The sequence below is a fragment of the Protofrankia sp. CiP1_Cm_nod2 genome (assembly GCF_920664355.1).
In the GTDB taxonomy this organism is placed as follows: Bacteria; Actinomycetota; Actinomycetes; order Frankiales; family Frankiaceae; genus Protofrankia.
This window is the reverse complement of the sequence record NZ_CAKKTL010000072.1, coordinates 1-16,064: the sequence shown is the minus strand read 5'-3', so window position 1 is coordinate 16,064 and position 16,064 is coordinate 1. Positions and strand designations below refer to the sequence as shown.

The following is a 16,064-nucleotide window of genomic DNA, read 5'->3' as shown; positions in this document are numbered from 1 at the left end:
TGCAGGTGGGCCTCGTCGCTGCGGGCCACCTCATGCCGGTAGGAGGCGGCGGCCAGGCCCAGGCCGGGCCGGTTGGTCCCGTCGACCGTGCCGACGGTGGCGTGCCGCTCCAGGTAGCGGAGGACCGTGTCCACCCCGGCGTCGAGAGCGGCGGCGATGTCCGCGCGCAGCGCGTCGTCACCGAACGCCCACAGCAGGCTGATGCTTTTCGGGACCGCGCAGGTCACATCGAACCCGATCACCACCGTCGGGGGTTCCCGGGCGGCGGCGAACCGTTCCACCTCGGCCCGGGAGAGCAGCCACCGTCCCGACCCCGGTTCCTTGACCGCCACCAGCCGCTCCCCGCCGGTGCTGGCCGCCGGGTCCGTGTCCGCCGCGCCGCCCGGCGCGGACGGCCCGCCGGCCGGGCCGTCGGATCGCCTGCCGGTGCCGCGCGCGGCGGTGCGCTGCGCGAGCCGCCGCAGATAGGACGCTCCGACCCCGAGGATCGCCGCCGCCTCCCGCAAGGTCAGGACATCATCCTGCCCCTGCCCCGCCGTCGACGGGGTGCCGATGGCCGACGGGGTACCGAGGGTGGCCCGACCGGCCGACCCGGCCGCGGGCAGCACCGGCAGTCCGGTGCGGGCGTGCAGCCCGCACAGCAGCCGCTGTAGGTGCACCGGATCGACCTGGCCGCGCAGCCCGAGCAGATCCGCGCCGGAACCCCGCGCCCGCCCGCGAGCCGTCCCGGCGCTGTAGTAGCCCGCAGGGCCGTGGCGGACGGTTTCGGATGCGGTCGGGGTGCCGTGGACGTAGTCGACGACCCGCCGGGCCGCCGCGGCAACATCGGTAAAGTCCCGGGCCCGTAACCCCAGCACCTTCACCGTGGCAATCACTGTTCGTCATCCGTCATCATGGACATCTCATTCCGCGCATACGGCACCGTGCTCCGGCCCGGAATCCGGTGGCACGTCGACACGCGAAAGCCCGCGTCCCTCGCTGGGTGAATCAGACCGGTCGAACCGGAACCGGCATCGGAAACAGAACCGGTCGCATCGGCGATGACATGTCATCGCCGCGCTCATCGCGGCTGTCATCGCGGCTGGTCGGCGGCCGTGCCGGCATGGGCGTGGTCTGCCCATGCCGGCGGGGTGTCGCCCTCCCGGATCCAGAGCGGGCCTGGGAGCGGGCCGGTTATCGTCGGGTCCCGTGGATGAGCCGCCGGTGTTCGTGGGGTCCTCCGACATCGCCGTCGTCCTCGGCCTGACCCGGCAGGCCGTCGACCGCCGACTGCGGATCGATCCCGTCGCCCCCGCGCCGGCCGCGACGGTCAATCGCACCCGGACCTGGGGCGGCACCCGGGTGTGGTGGCGCGCGGACATCGACCGCTGGCTCGGCGGCCCCAACCCGGACCGCTGGACGTCCCTGCCCGGCCAGGCCCGCTGACTCCGAGGACCGCGCGGCACGTCCGTCCCAGCCCCGCCCGGTCACAGACCAGTCGATCATGATCTGGTGGTGAGTCGTGCGGTTTCCCGGTGGTCGGTAGCACGGGTGCGCGGAGACGGGACCGGTTTCTCCGGTCAGAACCGGTGGAACACGCCGTCCGAGTGGCGTGCCCGATCCGCGAATACATCCACTGTGGGCTGCGATGACACGTCATCGCGTAGTTCCCGGACGGCGAAACCGGGGTGTATCAAACGGCACCGGGTGGCACGAAATCCGTAAGGGACATATGACGGTGTCGCGCACAGCGCGACACCGTCGAGGAGCGTTTTCGTTCGAATATTCGCGAGCTGCCTTTGGCGGGGTTCATGGGATGTTTCAAGATCTGAAGTGTTGTCGCTGGACGGCTCCACGGTCGCAGGTGGGCGCCGGCGCACGTGTGGAGATGCTGACGTCGATCGGATCATCCGCTGCCGGCCGCCGTGTCTCATCGGAGTCCGCGGTCGCAGCGGATCCGGTTTCCCCGCGTCGTATGTCGCACGCGAAGGGACGGCGGCACCGGCTGATCGATTTACTGCCACGATCATAACGATCGCGGATCGTTAGCTGTCAGTATCGGTGTGTAGCCATTGACGGTCCCTGCACTTCGGCCGTTTAATAAACGCAGGAAAAAACGGGGGGATTGTCGTACCCAGGTGTCGATGGGGACGGCTCTGCCGAGGCTCTCTGGAGGTTTGACCTCGCCTCGGAACGGCACGACCAGCCAGGGGATACTGGCAGCTCCGTCCGGGGCGGCACACTCGGGGCAGAGCAGCGAGAGTCTTTCGCTGCCGGCCCCGATCCAGCAGCGGACGTGTCTTACGTGCCGGTCGAGCGGCACCAGGTGACGATCGGGGAGCCACCGCGGTGCGGCTTGGGGCGAGGTTGTGGATTGGCCGTCGATCCTGGCGTTGCTCGGCGCTGCCGGAACCGGGTGTGCCACGGTGGTCGTCACCTGGCTTCGGACCCGTGTCGGGGACGTGACGGTGACCGTGACGTCGGGGCCGGACGGTCCAGCGATTGATCTGAACGCGACCAACGTGCGGAACCTGGACGCGGAAGGACTCCGACGCCAGATCGCGGACGTCGTTCGCGGGCTGGCGGACTCGCAGGCGCCATCCGGGGCGCAGGCCGACGTTGGGGAACGACCGGGCGACCGGGGTGACTGGTCGGATGGGGAGCTGGAAACGGGGCGGTTACCCGTCACCGCGCCAGCTCCCTGTCCGGCCGGTTCCAGTGGGGACGACTCTCTCGTAGAGAACGCCGTGTTGGGCTCGCATGGTGGATTCGACGGACGAGGCTATGGCGGTGTCGTGGACGAGTAGCCCGAGTTCGATGTTGGTGTTCTCGGCGTTGTAGGAGAAGTTCGCGCTGGTCGTCAGCATGATGACATGATCGATTATGATCATTTTTGCGTGGCTGACCAGGGGGCGGGTCGCGCCGGCCGGGGTGGTGGTCTGGAAGACAACGGCGGCGGGCAAATGATCGGCGATCTGTTGCGGTGTTCCCGCGGCAGCGTCGACGTAGACGGTGACCGTCATCTGTGGCCGGGCCGATGCTGCCCTGAGTGCTTCCCACATGCGGGAGCGGGGGGTGAAGTTGTAGCTGGAGCAGGTCACTGATATCCGTGCGGCGTCGATGAGCCGCAGGACCTCGCTGGTGAGGCGCCCGTGGGAGGCATGCGAGCCGGGCATGGTCCATACGGGGGTGATGGTGGTACGGACGGAGCGCGCTCCAGCGATCGCTCGCAGCACCGCGACGGATGTCCGGATGTGGTCCTGGCCGTCCTGATCAACGAGAGGACCGCCCTGGGCACTGGCCCAATCAGCCCCCGCTACCTCAGCGAGCACCTGCTCCGCCGCGGCATATATCTCGACCGCATCCGCGCCGACCGTGTGCTCCACGAGGCCCTGACCGTCGGCCCTGACCCCCTGCACCTGGCCCTCGTCTTCAACCTGTCGCACTCCACAGCCAGCAGATACGCCGCCATCGCCCAGAACCTCCTCGACGACCAGGGGGTCGAGGACCGTAACAGGAATTAGCGTGAGGCGTCACTCAGCGGCCGGGGTCAGCAGTGCGGCGGCGCGGTCGGCGCCGGTGGGCTGCGAGAAACGGCCCGGGCGGTTAGAGAAGGTCCTCAAGTCGGGTGGCGACCTGGCGGTAGCGGCTAACCGGGACGAGGTGCACACCGGCGAAGGCGCCGCTGTCGCGTAGCCGTAGCACCTGGTCGCAGGCCGCTTCGACCCCGGCCGCCTGGTTCCGTTCGACTGCTTGGACGAGGTCGTCGGGGATGTCGATGTCGGGGATGGTCGCGGCGAGGCGGCGGGCCATCCCGGCGCTCGCGAGGACCATGACGCCGGCGTAGATCGGCAGTTCGACCGGATGGGCGTCGCGCCAGCGCAGCAGGGCGTCCACCGAGTAGCTGACCTGTACGAACAGGAAGTCGGCCGCTCGTTTCCATGTGGGCAGTGGACGTAGGCCGGCCGCGGCGCCGACCCGGAACGCCGGCATGTCCGCGAAGACCGGATCCTCGCTGGCCGCGCGGGCCTCGTCCATCATCGCGCGCACGGTCAGGTCGCTCGTCCGGTTCCCGGCGGTGGGTTTGTCGCCGTGGACGAACAGGAATTCCTCGACGCCGTAGGCCGCGGCGGTGAGCAGGTCGCGGCGGAAGCCGAGCAGGTTACGGTCACGGGAGTTCACGCAGGCGATGCTGCGTCCCCCCATCGTCTGCACCTCGTGGGCGACGGCGATGCTCGACACCGTCGCGCGTCCGATGTGGTTGTCGGGGATCAGGAACGCGTCGGTGACGGGGCTCAGGACGCCGATCTGGTGGCGGGCATGGGTCAGGTCCGGCCGGGTCGGCGGCTCGATCTCGCAGATCAGCTCGAAGCCCCGCACCGGACGTTCGTGACCCGCCGTGGATTCCTGCATCCGGACAGGATAGGGACGCCACGATCCACAGACCACAGCCACACCGCACGTCCCCGAGGGCGACAACGGCCACGCTCTCTTCTGGGCCAGCCGACCGACCTGAACCGGCCCCGCGGAGCAGATCCACGAAGACCGGACAGAACCCGCCACAACCTCGAACCTGATCACCAGAAAAGCCGTGGGTTCGATGCGAAGAACCTTCAGTCAGGCTGAACTTGCGGACTTCGTGCCGGTAAGAAACGTGTCACCAGCCGCAAACGGCGATGATCTAGCTGGGTGCCGGCGGGGCGGCGGTGAGTGCGTGGCGGCCCCGGCCGGCGGCGCGTAGCTCACGCAGGTCGGGGATGTGGTTGTAGAGGGTGCTGGGGCTGCCGCCGAACAGCTTCGCGATCGAGGTGACGCTGGCTTCGGAGTTGGGGAGTAGGTCGCGGGCGGCACTGATGATCTTGGGGTGGCGACGGTCGGGCGTCCGCCGACGCGGCCGCGGGCTCGCGTGCAGCGAGTCATCGGTCTGGAAAGTGCGCTGCCGCTGCTGGCAGGAGCTGCCCCCTCGATCGGAACAGGCTTCGCCGCGGCGGCCATGTTCCTGAAATCCCAGACGACCTACAACCTGACCTCACCAGGCACGGCGTACTACCTGCTCGTCGCCCTCGGGCTGATCACGGCGCTGGGAATCATCGCCTCGGCCCTGCCACTGCTCAAACGGATCACCGGCCCGGAAGACGCGCGCAGCGGCTGACGCGACACGGGGTGGTCTCCACCGGTCAGTGCATCATCCGGGTGTCCGCCTCATGCCGGACCCTGTGGATCCCAGCACGATGCGGGTGGTGCACTGACCGGTTGAGACCGCCCTGACGAACGTCCAGCTGTCGACACGCCGGGCATCCCATATCCACAGCTCACCCTCGAAAACAACGACCATGGATGACGACCATAAATTCAAACTCGGTGTCAGACGAACCGTCCCTGACAGCCTCGGCGGCAACATCCCGCACCCGGCAGGATCACCGGCGCTGATCGTCCCCTCGCGGTCGGTAGAGGTAACCGTGCCGGTGCTCCGGCAGAACGAACAAGTTCTGTTACGGAGTCCCGGATGCGGACGTCCCGCGCCACGCCCGTACGAGGCCCTCAAGCTGTTTCGGTCCGCTGCCGTGCAGCACGATGTGGTCCACCCCGGCGTCGAGGTACTCCCGCAGGCGCGCCGCGCAGTGCGCGGCGGACCCGACGACGCAGCCGGTCTCCACCCACTCCCGCGGTAGCTGCGTACCGAGCTCCAGCAGTTCGCTCCGGTGGAATTTCTGATCGGCCGTGCCGCCGCCCTCCAACTTCTCCTGCCGGAGCAAACGGCGCAACGGCTCGGGATCCCACCCGTTCTCACGCATGATGAGTTCGCCGACCCCGCCGAAGTCCAGGTGAGTAATCATCCGTGCGTTGACGACTGCCAGCTCTTCCTCCGGCGACAGATCGGGAGCGGTGATGACGATCGCGTAGAGCTTCAGTGACCGCGGGTCACGCCCGATCCGCTCACACGCCTCGTCCAGGCGCCGTGACACAGCGGCGACGGCCTCGACTGTCAGCTCCGAGCCAAGGAAGACGCCGTCGAACAACCGGGCCGCGAGCGCCGTCGCCTTCGGCAGGGGGGACCACGCGCTCAGGAGGAGCCGCGGCCGGGGTGCCGTCGGTGGATCAACCATGCGCAGGTTCGGGAACCGTCCCAGCGGACCGTCGTAGTCGATGGTCTCGCCGTCCCACAGGCGCAGCAGGATCGACGCGTAGTCCTCGAACGCGGCCATTTTCGGAACAGGCATGCCATGGTCGCCGAGGACCGATCCGAGGCCGCGGGCAAGCCCGAGCAGCAGCCGGTCACCGAACGTCTCCTGCATCGTGGAACCCGCGGCGGCGGTCATCAGCGGATGTCTGCTCCCCGCGGCGATCGAGCCCATGCCCAGGCGGATCCGCTGCGTGCTCGCGGCGACCGCGCCGCAGAGCACTCCGAGTTCCTTCATGTCCAGCCGCTCGGCGATCCACGCCGAGGTGAGGCCGAGGCGCTCCGCGTCGATCGCCTCCGTGATCGCCCGGGCCGGGTCCTTCACCCGGCCCGGTAGCAGGTAGATCCCGAGCTCGTCGATCGGCTCCGGTAAGCCGCCGCCCGCCGTGCCGTGCTCCGGGGTGATCTCGCCGCTCCTTGTCTTCTCTCGCGCGATCCTCTCTCGCGTGTGCCCGCTCACTCCGCGTCCCGCACCGGCGTCGTGGCGTTCCCGGTCAGCACGGAGCGGATGTCGCCGGGGACCTCGCTCGGAAACCCGGTCATCCGGAACCACGCCTGCTCGCGCGCGCTCTGGCGGGCGGCGACGCCCACCAGCAGCTCGCGAGCCGCGGCGCGGTCCTCAGCGCTGCCGTCGGCGGCGATCGCCGTGACACGGGCGTCGACCGCCACCTTCAGCGCCTGGGCCTCCGCCCGCAGGAGCGCGAGGTCGGGGATCGCCGAGGGGTCGGGGGCCGGGACGGCGTGCGCGTCGGTGGTGGGACGGACGACAGGGCCGAGAGACGGTCGAGCAGTTCGCGGTACTCATCGCGTTCGGTCGCCTCGTAGAGGGTCTCGGACTCCTGGACGTCGAGCACCCACTCCAGGGTCGCCAGGACAAGACCGGCCTGCTCCTGGACGAAACTGTCGTCGGCGGGCAGCGCCGGAACAATCGACTTGACCATGGCCGAACGGATGCCCCGTAACTGCTGTGAGATGGTAGGGACCATGGTTCAGGCTCCTTCGAGAACACGGTTGAGCTCGGCCATGGACGACGCACCGAGGCCGCTGAGGAAATTCATCATCACGTCGAGGTGCGTCATGCGGTCCTCGGTGATCCGGATACCTGATGCGCTGGTGGCTACCACCACCCAGTGCATGTTCAGCACGGTATAGTAGCGCAGCCGTTCCGGATCCACGGAGAGGCCCGAGATGCGTTCGTACTCCGCGATAAAGGTCTCCGTGTCGACAAGGCCGCTACAGAGAAAACGGCCTTCGTCATCCAGGTGGCCCCAGCCGCCGAGCATCGCGTACGCCAAGTCGTGGTGCCGATCGCCGAGGTGGCTGAGTTCCCAGTCGAGGATCGCCGTGATCTCGCCCGTGTCCTCGTCGAACAGGAAGTTCCCGTTGCGGTAGTCGCCGTGCACAATCGAGATCCGGTCGATCGGCGGGCGGTTGTCCCACAACCACTGGCGGGTCAGCGTGACCGTCGGGTGCGGCTCGAAGGAGTCCTCCTCCCACACCCTGTCCCACATCCCGAGCCGCCAGTCGACCCCTGCATCGTGCCGGCCGCCGGCACCCCGAATGCGTCCAGAGCGACGGTCGACGGATCCAGGGCGTGCAGCGTGGCCAGGTGGGCGACGAACTGGGGGGCGAGCTTGGCCCGCAGCTTCGGCCCGTAGACCGTGCCGAGCCCGGACGCCCTGCGCTCACCCTTTGTCGGCGCGGCGACACCACGGGCGAAGCCGCAGACCATCGCGGGCTCGCCCAGCTCGGCGTGGTCCTGGGTCACCCAGTAGGCGCGCGGCACGGGCAGGACGCCCTCCAAAGCCCGCAGGAGCTGGAACTCGCGAACGCGGTGCGTCTCCACGACGGACGCAGGCGGGTTCATCCGCAGCACCATCCGGTCGCGGCGCGGTTCGCCGTTCTCCGTCCACTCGAGGTCGAAGCCGAACTGCTCCTTCGACGCGCCGCCCGGCAGTCGGGCAAGGCCGCTGATGGTGAAGGGGCCGTCCAGCCGGTGGGCAAGAAAGGCGTGGAGGCGCTCGCTGATGTCCTCCACGCTGCGGGCGGTGTGCACGTCGTGCCCCCGACGTCGCAGCTTCGTGCTGAGGACCTCATCGACGGCCGGTTCGACGGGATGACGTCGACGCAGCTCCTCGATGCGCCGCTCCACACCCTCCGAAGCGCTTGTGAGCGCGTGTTCCGTGGTGACCATGGCCGGGAAGCTAACACCGGCCATGTCGGACGCAACAGAGTAGGAACATACTCTGTCTGGGCGCAGACGAGCAGGCGTCCACGAACGAACGCGGGACGATGCGCGCGGCGTGTTGCCCGTCGGCGCGGTCAGCGGAGAAAGCGCGCCAGGTCGGTCCGCCGGGACACGCCGAGCTTGTGGTATATGCGCTGCAGACGGTTGCCGACAGTCCGCACGGACAGCTGCAACTCGGCCGCGATGTCGCGGTCGGTGTGTCCCGCCGCGGCCAGCAGCGCGGTCTCACGCTCGGCGTCGGTCAGCTGCACCCGCGACTCGATCGGCGCGAGTGCCGGGGTGACGGCGCCCTTGCAGCGCGCCGCGAGCGCTGCCGCTCGGTGCAGCCCGGCATCCGCGCGGTGGACGTCGCCTGCCCGGCGCCAGGCGACCGCAGCGTCGGCGGCGGCCTCGGCGGCCAGCAGCTCGGCGTCGAGGTGTTCAAAGGTCGTGGCGACCGCGTCGAGCGCGCGTGGATCCTCCTCGGCGAGGGCGACGACGTGCGCGGCCCGCGCCGCGACAAGGTCGCCTTCCAGCTCTCGGGCGAGAGCAACAAGGTGGTCCACGACCCGGCGCGGCGTCCCGAGCCTGCCGATGTCGTGGAGCGCGGCTGCTGCGCCGGTACGGTCGCCGATCTGCTCGCCCACCTGGGTCGCGCGGGCGAGCAGATCGCGGCCCTGAGTGATCCGCCCCTCGGCCACGGCCGTCCACGCTTGGGCCGCGAGGTGGTCGGTCCAGCTCCACCGTGGCTGCTCGATCCCGAGGGCGTCGATGGCCGCGAGGGAGCGCCGCGCCGCGGCGGCGTCACCCGCGAGCGCCTGTGCCTGGGCCAGGAGTGAGAGCAGCGTGTGCTGGACCCCCAGCCGCCCGAGCCGATGCAGCAGGGTTGCCGCCTCCCGGGCGTCGCGGGTCGCGGTCCGGACGTTGCCGCGATCGCGGACGGTACGCGACAAGTTCCAGAGGAACCAGGCCCGCGCCTCGCTACTGCCCTCGTCAAGGCCGCGTTGGTGCTGCTCGCGAGCCAGCCGCTCGGCATCCGCGAACCGGCCCGCCTGCACGAGGAGCTCGCAGCGGCCATGGAGGTTGAACCACGGGTACCAGTCGTCAGGTTCCGTCAGGGTGACACCGGCCGCATACGCACGGTCCGCCAGGTCCAGACCCTCGCGTAATCGGCCGAGGCGCCCGAGGCTGAACGCGCCCACGACGCCCATCCACACGAGCGACCGTCCCCGCGCCTCGGCCAGCAGCGGCTCCAGGACGCGCACCGCGGCCCGTGGACCCTCACTCCCCAGCACCAGCCCTGCGCGGTGACTCGAGACCTCCGTCCGCAGGCCGACGTCGGCGATGGTGGCCTCCGCATCCTCGGCGATGCGCAGTCCGTCCTGCATCCGGCCGAGCGAGAGCCACAGGACGTCGATCCGGGCGATCGCCGCGCGCGCACGCTCCTCGTCGTTCGCCACGCAGCCTGCGAGCTCCGCGAGATCCTGCTCGGCCGCCTCCCCCCGTCCCTGCAGGGCGGCCGTCTGGGCCGCGAGCAACCGGCCGTCGAAGCCGGTCCCCGCCTCGACGGCGGCACGTGCCAGACGCTCGGCGAGCGGGAAGTCGTAGTGCCACCGAGCCGCGCGCGCGGCCTCGAGTAGCACATCGGGTTGTCCACCGCCGCCATCGAGGCGCCAGAGCCCGATCCGCAGGAGGTCGTCGCGTCGGCGGCAGCCGGTCCGCTCGACGATGGTGGCAAGGGCGCGGGCCATCGCGCCGACCCGCACGGCCGATGTCTGCGCACGCAGCACGTCTGCGTAGATGGGATGGCCAAGACGAATCTGCAGACGGCGGCTGTCGAACGCGCTGACAAGCAGACCCTCTCGCTCCAGCTTCTCGACCAGGCGCTCGTCGCCCAGCGCGTCGAGCTCCGCGCCCCCGAGAGGTTCGCCGTAGGCCGTCAGCTCCAGCAGCGCTCGAGCATCGGGGGAGAGCCCGGCCAGGCGGGCGCCAACGAACTCGACGATCCGGTCCGAGGGCGCCGGCGCTCCGGTCATCCGCCACACCCCACCGTGGCGGACCAGGGTGCCGTCCGCCAGCGCGCCGCGCACGAGCTCCCGGAGAAACAGCACGTTGCCCTGGCAACGAGCGGTCATCTCGGCGACGGTGGCACGGTCGACCTGATCCCCCAGGACCACTGTCAACAGGTCGTCGATGACGCTGTCGGCCAGATCGCTCAGGCGGAGCCGGATCGCAAGGTCGTCCTTCCACAGCGAGGTCACCGCCGCGGGCGTCGGCTCTTCCGTCCGGACCGTGGCAACCACCAGCACGGCGTCCGCCGACACGAGCTGCTGGATCAGGCCCGCCGACGCCTCGTCGAGCAACTGCGCGTCGTCGACGAACAGCAGCAGGCGGCCCACGCCGCCATGGTTGACGAGGGCGTACGCCGTCCGCCGCAGCAGTCCCTCGAACGAGTCCGCCGGCCCGAGCCCGTCCCTTGGCTCGGGCACGGCCAACAGGGGTGCGAAGGCCCCGAACGGAGCCCGCCCACGGAGCGCGTCGCCGTCACCCAGCGCGCCTCGTGGCCGGCCGCAGCGGCGATCAGCATTGCCTCGCGGGCCAGGCGAGTCTTACCGACGCCGGCGGGGCCGACGATGATGACGCTGTGCGGGGCCGCACCGGTGAGGGCGTGGGTCAGCGCGTCGAGTTCGGTGTCCCGGCCGATCAGGGGCCAGGCGGCCGGGGGCAGATCGGCCGGCGCGGGCGATAATCGGTCGGCGACCGCCCGCTGTTCACGATGCATCGGATCCATCCCCTGCCTCGTTGCGTGAGACTCCTCCGGCGACGATGTTCTCACGTCCGCCCGCGGGATCCTGGAATCCTGTCCGTGCCCGGATCTCGTCCGTAGGCCCTGACCAGGGCTTCTGCGCTACGTGTCAGCGCAAAGGCGATCCGGTCACCCCGGCATCGTCCTACGGTGGCACCACCGCCTGATCACACGGAAACGGACCTACCCGCACCGGGCTGAACGACCATCGGTCCGCGCAGAGATCGCGACCTTCACCGCACGGCTCACGGCTCACGGCTCACGGCTCACGGCCGAGAACATGACATGAGGGCACAGGTGGATCCAGAGTGAGGCTTCGCTGGTCCTACCGCATCAGAGCGGCCAGCTCCGCCCGTCGTGAGATGCCAAGTTTCCGGAAGATGCGTTGGAGCCGGTTGTCGACGGTCCGGGCGGAGATGCGAAGCTGCTCAGCGATCTCCTTGCTGGTGAGCCCGTTCGCGGCGAGGAGAGCGGTCTCGCGCTCGGCTGGGGTGAGCTGTGAACGTACGCTGATCGGGGCCAGGGCAGGAGTTCTCGCTCCCTCGCAGCGGCTCAGCCGGATCGCTGCGCGGTGCAGCTCGGCGTCGGCCTTCCTGGGCTTGCCGAGCCTGCGCCACGCCACGGCGGCGTCGGCCGCGGCCTCGGCGGCGAGCAGGAACACACCCATGGCCTCGAACCTGTCCGAGACCTCGGCAAGCCCTGGTGGGTCTGCCTCGGCCAGGGCGAGGACGTGCGCGACGCGCGCGCCCGTGAGTTCGCCCTCCACGGTGGCAGCCACAGCAACGAGCCGGTCGACGACGGCATGGGGCGCACCGATGCGTGCGATGTCGTGCAGGGCGGCGCAGGCTCCGGTGCGGTCGCCGACACGTTCGCCGGCTTCCGCGGCACGTTCGAACGTCTCTCTCGCGACGGACAGCCGGCCCTCGGCGACGGCGGTCCAGGCATGCGCGCTGATGAACTCCGTCCAGCTCCAGCGGGGTTGCTGGACACCCAGCTCGTCGATTCTCGCCAGGGTCGCGCGTGCGCCCTGATGATCCCCGGACAGTGCCTGGGACTGGGCGAGCAGGGAGAGGAGACTGTGCTGGAAACCCAGGCGCCCGAGTCGGCGGAGCAGCACGATGGCTTCCCGGGCGTCGCGGCCCGCCGACTGCACGTTGCCCGTGTCCCTGGCGGTGCGGCACATGTGCCACAGGAACCACGCGCGCGCTTCGCTGCTGCCCTCCTCCAGCCCGCGCTGATGCTCCTGCCTGGCGAGCGCCTCGGCCTCGGTGAAGCGGCCCGCGTGCGCGAGGGCTTCGCAACGGGCGTAGAGGTTGAACCAGGGGTACCAGTCGTCCGGTTCGCTCAGCACGATGCCGGCGTCGTAGCCGCGGTCGGCCGCGTCGAGGGCCTCTTCGATGCGGCCCAGCCGCCCGAGGCCATAGGACGCCACGAGGCCCAACCAGACCAGTGACGGCCCTTTGGCGGCGGCGAGCATGGGTACCGCCACCTCAGCGGCCGCACCCGGCCCCTGGCTGCCAAGGAGCAGACCGGCGCGTCGGGCCGACACCTCGTCTCGCAGGGACTGTTCGGTGATCGAGGCTTCGGCCAGTTGGGCCACGCGAAGGCCATCGTCCATGCGACCGAGGTAGAACCACAGACAGTCGATGTGGGCGATGGCAAGTCGCACCCGATCGCGGTCGTCGCGGGTCTGACAGGTGAGGCTGGCGAGCTCCCGCTCCGCGTCGAGGGGCCGGCCCTGCAGCGCCAGCGTCTGTCCCGCGAGAAGCCAGGCGTCGAACCCCGCTCCGGCATGCCCAGCGGCGCGCGCCAGTCTCTCCGCCAGGGCGAAGTCATAGTGCCATCGTGCGTCGCGGGCGGCGCGCAGCATCAGCGCGGGCTGACCGCCGCCGCCATCAAGGCGCCAGATACCCATCCGCAGTGCATCGCCCTTGCGACGGGCACCGGTGCGCTCGACGCTGTCTGCCAGCGCCCGGCTCATCGCCGACACCCGCACCGCGGACGTGCGCGCTCGCAGGACCTCCCCGTAGAGCGGGTGGGCGAGCCGCACCTGCAGGCGTTGACCTTCGAACCCGCTGGCCAGCAGGCCCTGTCGCTGCAGCGCGTCGATCAGCTCGGGGTCGGCGAGCTCCGCCACCTCGGCGCCGCCGAGGGGCTCCGCGTAGGCGGCCAGTTCGAGCAGGGCGATCGACGCGTCGTCGAGGCCACGCAGCCGTGTGTCGACCAGTTCCATGATGCGCCCGGAGGGGGCCAGCGGGGCCTTCAGGCGCCACACCCCGACGTCCCTGACCAGGGTGCGGTCCGCCAGTGCGCCCAGGGTCAGCTCGCGCAGATACAGCACGTTGCCGCCGGAGCGCGCGGCGAGCTCGACGACGGCAGCGCGGTCGACCTGGTGGCCGAGCACCGCGGTGAGCAACGCGTCGATGGCTCTGGTGTCCAGTCGCGAGAGCTCCAACCGGAGCGCGAGGTCGTCCTTCCACAGCGCCGTGACCGCTTCCGGGGCCGCTTCGCCGGCACGCACGGTGAGCACGACGAGAACCGAGTGGTTCGCGACAAGCTGGTGCAACAGACCCGCCGAGGCTTCGTCGAGCATGTGCGCGTCGTCGACGAACAGCGCCACACCCCGCCCGCGGGCGCGGCTGACCAGGGCTCGGGCCGAACGTTCGAGCAGGTCGTGCACCGTGCCAGCGGGTTCCCTGTCCAGGGCCGGCAGAAGGGGTACGAACACCCCGAGGGGTGTCCGGGCGATCGAGTGCGACGCGGTCACCCAGACGCTGGAAAGCCCGGCCCTGCTTGCAAGCAGCCGGGCCTCGCGAGCCAGGCGGGTCTTGCCGACTCCCGCTGGCCCCACGAGCATCACGCTGCGGGGGGAATGAGACGTCAGGGACGACCGGACGAGGTCGAGCTCCGCGGCCCGCCCGGTCAACGGCCAGGGTAACTCCATGACGGCGTCGTACTGCATGCACAGCGAGAGTAGCGGATTACTCTTGCCCGCCCCAGACCCTGACGATGGACTCATGGGCGTCGCCCCTGGAATGACGAAGGAGACAACGGTGTCGAACGTCCAGACCGCGGTGTGGTTCCCGGGAGTCCGCGGGGTGCCCGCCAAGAGCATCATCCCCTACGCCCAGCGTCTCGAGCAGGCCGGAGTCGACCAGGTCTTCACGTGGGACTTCCTGACCGGGATCCTTCCACGGGTGGCCTGGGGGGAGAGTTTCTCCCCCGTGGCCAATGTCCTGCCCGACGGCGACAGCTTCTACGACCCGTTCACCCTGCTCGGCCTGGCGGGCGGCGCCACCGAGAGCCTCGGGCTCTCGGTGTCAGCGACGAACGGCATCCGCAACGGACCGGCGGAGATAATGCGCATGGCGATGACGATCGCGGACGCGTCCCAGGGCAACTCGGTCGTGTGCGTCGGCGTGGGAGAGAAGCAGAACACGGTCCCCTTCGGCTACAGCCGCAAGGAGGGCCTCGCTCGCCTGGAGGACCACTTCCGGCTCTACCAGCTGTTATGGGAGAAGACCGAACCCTTCAGCTTCGAGGGCAACTTCTGGCACTTCAGGAACGCCTATATCGGCGGGGCCCGCACCCACAGGCCCAGGATGCTCGTCGCCGGCGCCGGCCCCAGGGCGCTGGACATCGCCGCGCGCTACGCCGACGGCTGGCTCACGGTCGTGCCCGCGGCGTTCGCGCACATCGAGCACTACGCACAGACCGTCAGGGACATGAAGGTCGCGCTGGAGAAGTACGGCCGGGACCCCGACGATTTCATCTTCGCCATCGAGGCCATCGCGCTGATCCACGAGGACCGGGCCGCGATCGACAAGGCGATCGACCACAGCGAGTTCGTCACGTCCTTTGCATCGATCTACGGCCGCATGGCGCACGCTGAATGGGAGCTGGAGCCAGATGTGGAGCTGGCGCGTCCACGCGACTACAACTACACGCTGCACCTGCTGCCCAACGAGGTGACCAGGGAGGAGAACGACGCCGTCATGGCCAGGGTCTCCCGCGCCATGAAGAGCAGGAGTTTCGTCCACGGCAACGCCCGCCAGGTCGCCGACCACTGGCTCACCTACATCAATGCCGGGGCCACCTGGGTCGGGTTCCTCGACTTCGCGCCGTTCGTCTTCGGCCTTGACGAGGCCGGCGCCTGCCTCGAGCGCAACATCGACGTCTGCACCCTGCTGAAAGCATGACTGCTTCACGTTCTTCATGCCCGCCATGCTGTTCGCCGCCACCGCGTTCCAGCCCGAACGCCCGATCGAGATCACACATACCCTCGACGACATGAGCTGGATTGTCCTGATCATAACGTGGCCTCCGTTCATGGCCCAGAACTTCTCGTTCTCGTTCGGTATCCTCACCGACCAGCGCCAGGTACCTGTTTTTCCTCGGTGGCGATCCGGGAGCACCTCGACCGCATCCAACGAGCGGTCATCGACGACCCGGCCCTCGCGATCGGCAGCGCCAAGGAACTCATCGAGAGCACCGCCAAGGTCGTCCTGACCGAACGCGGTCTGCCGGTCAACGACAAGGACGACGTCCCCGCGCTCATCCGCCAGGCTCAGCAAGCTCTCGACCTACACCCCTCGGCTGTCACACCCGGGCCCGACGGCAGCGAGGCAGTGAAGAAGATCCTCGGCGCGGTCTCCGGAGTCGCAGTAGGCGTCGCCGAGCTCCGCAACCGCGCTGGCACCGGCCATGGCCCGGCCGCCACCCGCGCCGGCCTGCGCCCCCGCCACGCCCACCTTGCGGTCAACGCCGCACTCACCTGGTGCCAGCTCGTCCTCGACACCCTCGCCGACCCCGCCGCCCCCTGGCGCAAGAACCCCTGATCATCGCTAGCGCCAACGGCTGCACGGAATCCT

General features: G+C 69.7%; 13 protein-coding genes and 3 pseudogenes. 6 read left to right on the top strand and 10 right to left on the bottom strand.

Annotation, left to right across the window (positions count from 1 at the left end; all coding sequences use genetic code 11):
• On the bottom strand, nucleotides 1-875 hold an 875-nt coding region (locus NBW84_RS10460), incomplete at its 3' end, for a relaxase domain-containing protein (RefSeq protein ID WP_250284036.1).
• A 328-nt stretch (nucleotides 876-1,203) separates the two neighbouring features.
• Here NBW84_RS10460 and NBW84_RS10455 point away from each other — a divergent pair.
• Both NBW84_RS10455 and NBW84_RS24235 read left to right on the top strand, forming a co-directional pair.
• The gene (locus NBW84_RS10455; RefSeq protein WP_250284034.1) at nucleotides 1,204-1,425 is read left to right on the top strand and encodes a hypothetical protein; all 222 of its coding nucleotides are present in this window, start codon (nucleotides 1,204-1,206) and stop codon (nucleotides 1,423-1,425) included.
• Between the two features lie 923 nt (nucleotides 1,426-2,348).
• Nucleotides 2,349-2,534, top strand: a pseudogene (locus NBW84_RS24235) (effector-associated constant component EACC1); the annotation flags it as partial.
• Nucleotides 2,535-2,657: 123 nt separating this feature from the next.
• Here NBW84_RS24235 and drmC read toward each other — a convergent pair.
• Nucleotides 2,658-3,215, bottom strand: coding sequence for a DISARM system phospholipase D-like protein DrmC (gene drmC / locus NBW84_RS10450; RefSeq protein WP_250284032.1), 558 nt, complete (start codon nucleotides 3,213-3,215; stop codon nucleotides 2,658-2,660).
• A gap of 18 nt (nucleotides 3,216-3,233) precedes the next feature.
• Between drmC and NBW84_RS10445 the strand changes: the two genes are divergently transcribed.
• Nucleotides 3,234-3,503, top strand: coding sequence for a hypothetical protein (locus NBW84_RS10445; protein WP_250284029.1), 270 nt, complete (start codon nucleotides 3,234-3,236; stop codon nucleotides 3,501-3,503).
• A gap of 82 nt (nucleotides 3,504-3,585) precedes the next feature.
• Here NBW84_RS10445 and NBW84_RS10440 read toward each other — a convergent pair whose 3' ends face one another.
• On the bottom strand, nucleotides 3,586-4,392 hold the full coding sequence (locus NBW84_RS10440) for a methylenetetrahydrofolate reductase (RefSeq protein ID WP_250284028.1): 807 nt from the start codon (nucleotides 4,390-4,392) through the stop codon (nucleotides 3,586-3,588).
• A 451-nt stretch (nucleotides 4,393-4,843) separates the two neighbouring features.
• On the opposite strand from NBW84_RS10440, the gene NBW84_RS10435 reads away from it, so the two are divergent.
• Entirely contained in the window at nucleotides 4,844-5,131 is a 288-nt protein-coding gene (locus tag NBW84_RS10435) for an FtsX-like permease family protein (protein ID WP_250284026.1), read from the top strand.
• Nucleotides 5,132-5,471: 340 nt separating this feature from the next.
• On the opposite strand, the gene NBW84_RS10430 is transcribed toward NBW84_RS10435, so the two are convergent.
• The 7 genes and pseudogenes from NBW84_RS10430 to NBW84_RS10400 form a co-directional block, all read right to left on the bottom strand.
• Nucleotides 5,472-6,620, bottom strand: a complete 1,149-nt coding sequence (locus tag NBW84_RS10430) for a TIGR03857 family LLM class F420-dependent oxidoreductase (RefSeq protein WP_250284024.1) — start codon at nucleotides 6,618-6,620, stop codon at nucleotides 5,472-5,474.
• The gene (locus NBW84_RS10425) at nucleotides 6,617-6,829 is read right to left on the bottom strand and encodes a hypothetical protein (protein ID WP_250284022.1); all 213 of its coding nucleotides are present in this window, start codon (nucleotides 6,827-6,829) and stop codon (nucleotides 6,617-6,619) included. The genes NBW84_RS10430 and NBW84_RS10425 overlap by 4 nt, the downstream gene beginning before the upstream one ends.
• A gap of 2 nt (nucleotides 6,830-6,831) precedes the next feature.
• A complete protein-coding gene (locus NBW84_RS10420; protein ID WP_250284020.1) occupies nucleotides 6,832-7,146 on the bottom strand; it encodes a hypothetical protein in 315 nt (104 codons plus the stop codon).
• Between the two features lie 3 nt (nucleotides 7,147-7,149).
• Nucleotides 7,150-8,027: pseudogene (locus NBW84_RS10415) on the bottom strand (phosphotransferase family protein).
• A gap of 455 nt (nucleotides 8,028-8,482) precedes the next feature.
• Nucleotides 8,483-10,876 (bottom strand): helix-turn-helix transcriptional regulator, encoded by a 2,394-nt coding sequence (locus tag NBW84_RS10410; RefSeq protein ID WP_250284018.1) that lies wholly within the window; start codon nucleotides 10,874-10,876, stop codon nucleotides 8,483-8,485.
• Nucleotides 10,877-10,965: 89 nt separating this feature from the next.
• Nucleotides 10,966-11,169, bottom strand: a pseudogene (locus NBW84_RS10405) (ATP-binding protein); the annotation flags it as partial.
• 349 nt (nucleotides 11,170-11,518) lie between these two features.
• On the bottom strand, nucleotides 11,519-14,212 hold the full coding sequence (locus NBW84_RS10400; protein WP_235433663.1) for an AAA family ATPase: 2,694 nt from the start codon (nucleotides 14,210-14,212) through the stop codon (nucleotides 11,519-11,521).
• 34 nt (nucleotides 14,213-14,246) lie between these two features.
• Here NBW84_RS10400 and NBW84_RS10395 point away from each other — a divergent pair, with 34 nt between their 5' ends.
• Both NBW84_RS10395 and NBW84_RS10390 read left to right on the top strand, forming a co-directional pair.
• Entirely contained in the window at nucleotides 14,247-15,392 is a 1,146-nt protein-coding gene (locus tag NBW84_RS10395; RefSeq protein WP_157180541.1) for an LLM class flavin-dependent oxidoreductase, read from the top strand.
• A 198-nt stretch (nucleotides 15,393-15,590) separates the two neighbouring features.
• Nucleotides 15,591-16,031 (top strand): abortive infection family protein, encoded by a 441-nt coding sequence (locus NBW84_RS10390; protein ID WP_250284017.1) that lies wholly within the window; start codon nucleotides 15,591-15,593, stop codon nucleotides 16,029-16,031.
• Nucleotides 16,032-16,064 lie beyond the last annotated feature (33 nt).

What these genes read in the sequence shown, in the direction of transcription:
- NBW84_RS10440 (WP_250284028.1), bottom strand. Translation starts at nt 4,392, where the DNA reads ATGCAGGAATCCACGGCGGGTCACGAACGTCCGGTGCGGGGCTTCGAG.
- NBW84_RS10420 (WP_250284020.1), bottom strand. Translation starts at nt 7,146, where the DNA reads ATGGTCCCTACCATCTCACAGCAGTTACGGGGCATCCGTTCGGCCATG.
- NBW84_RS10400 (WP_235433663.1), bottom strand. Translation starts at nt 14,212, where the DNA reads ATGAGTCCATCGTCAGGGTCTGGGGCGGGCAAGAGTAATCCGCTACTC.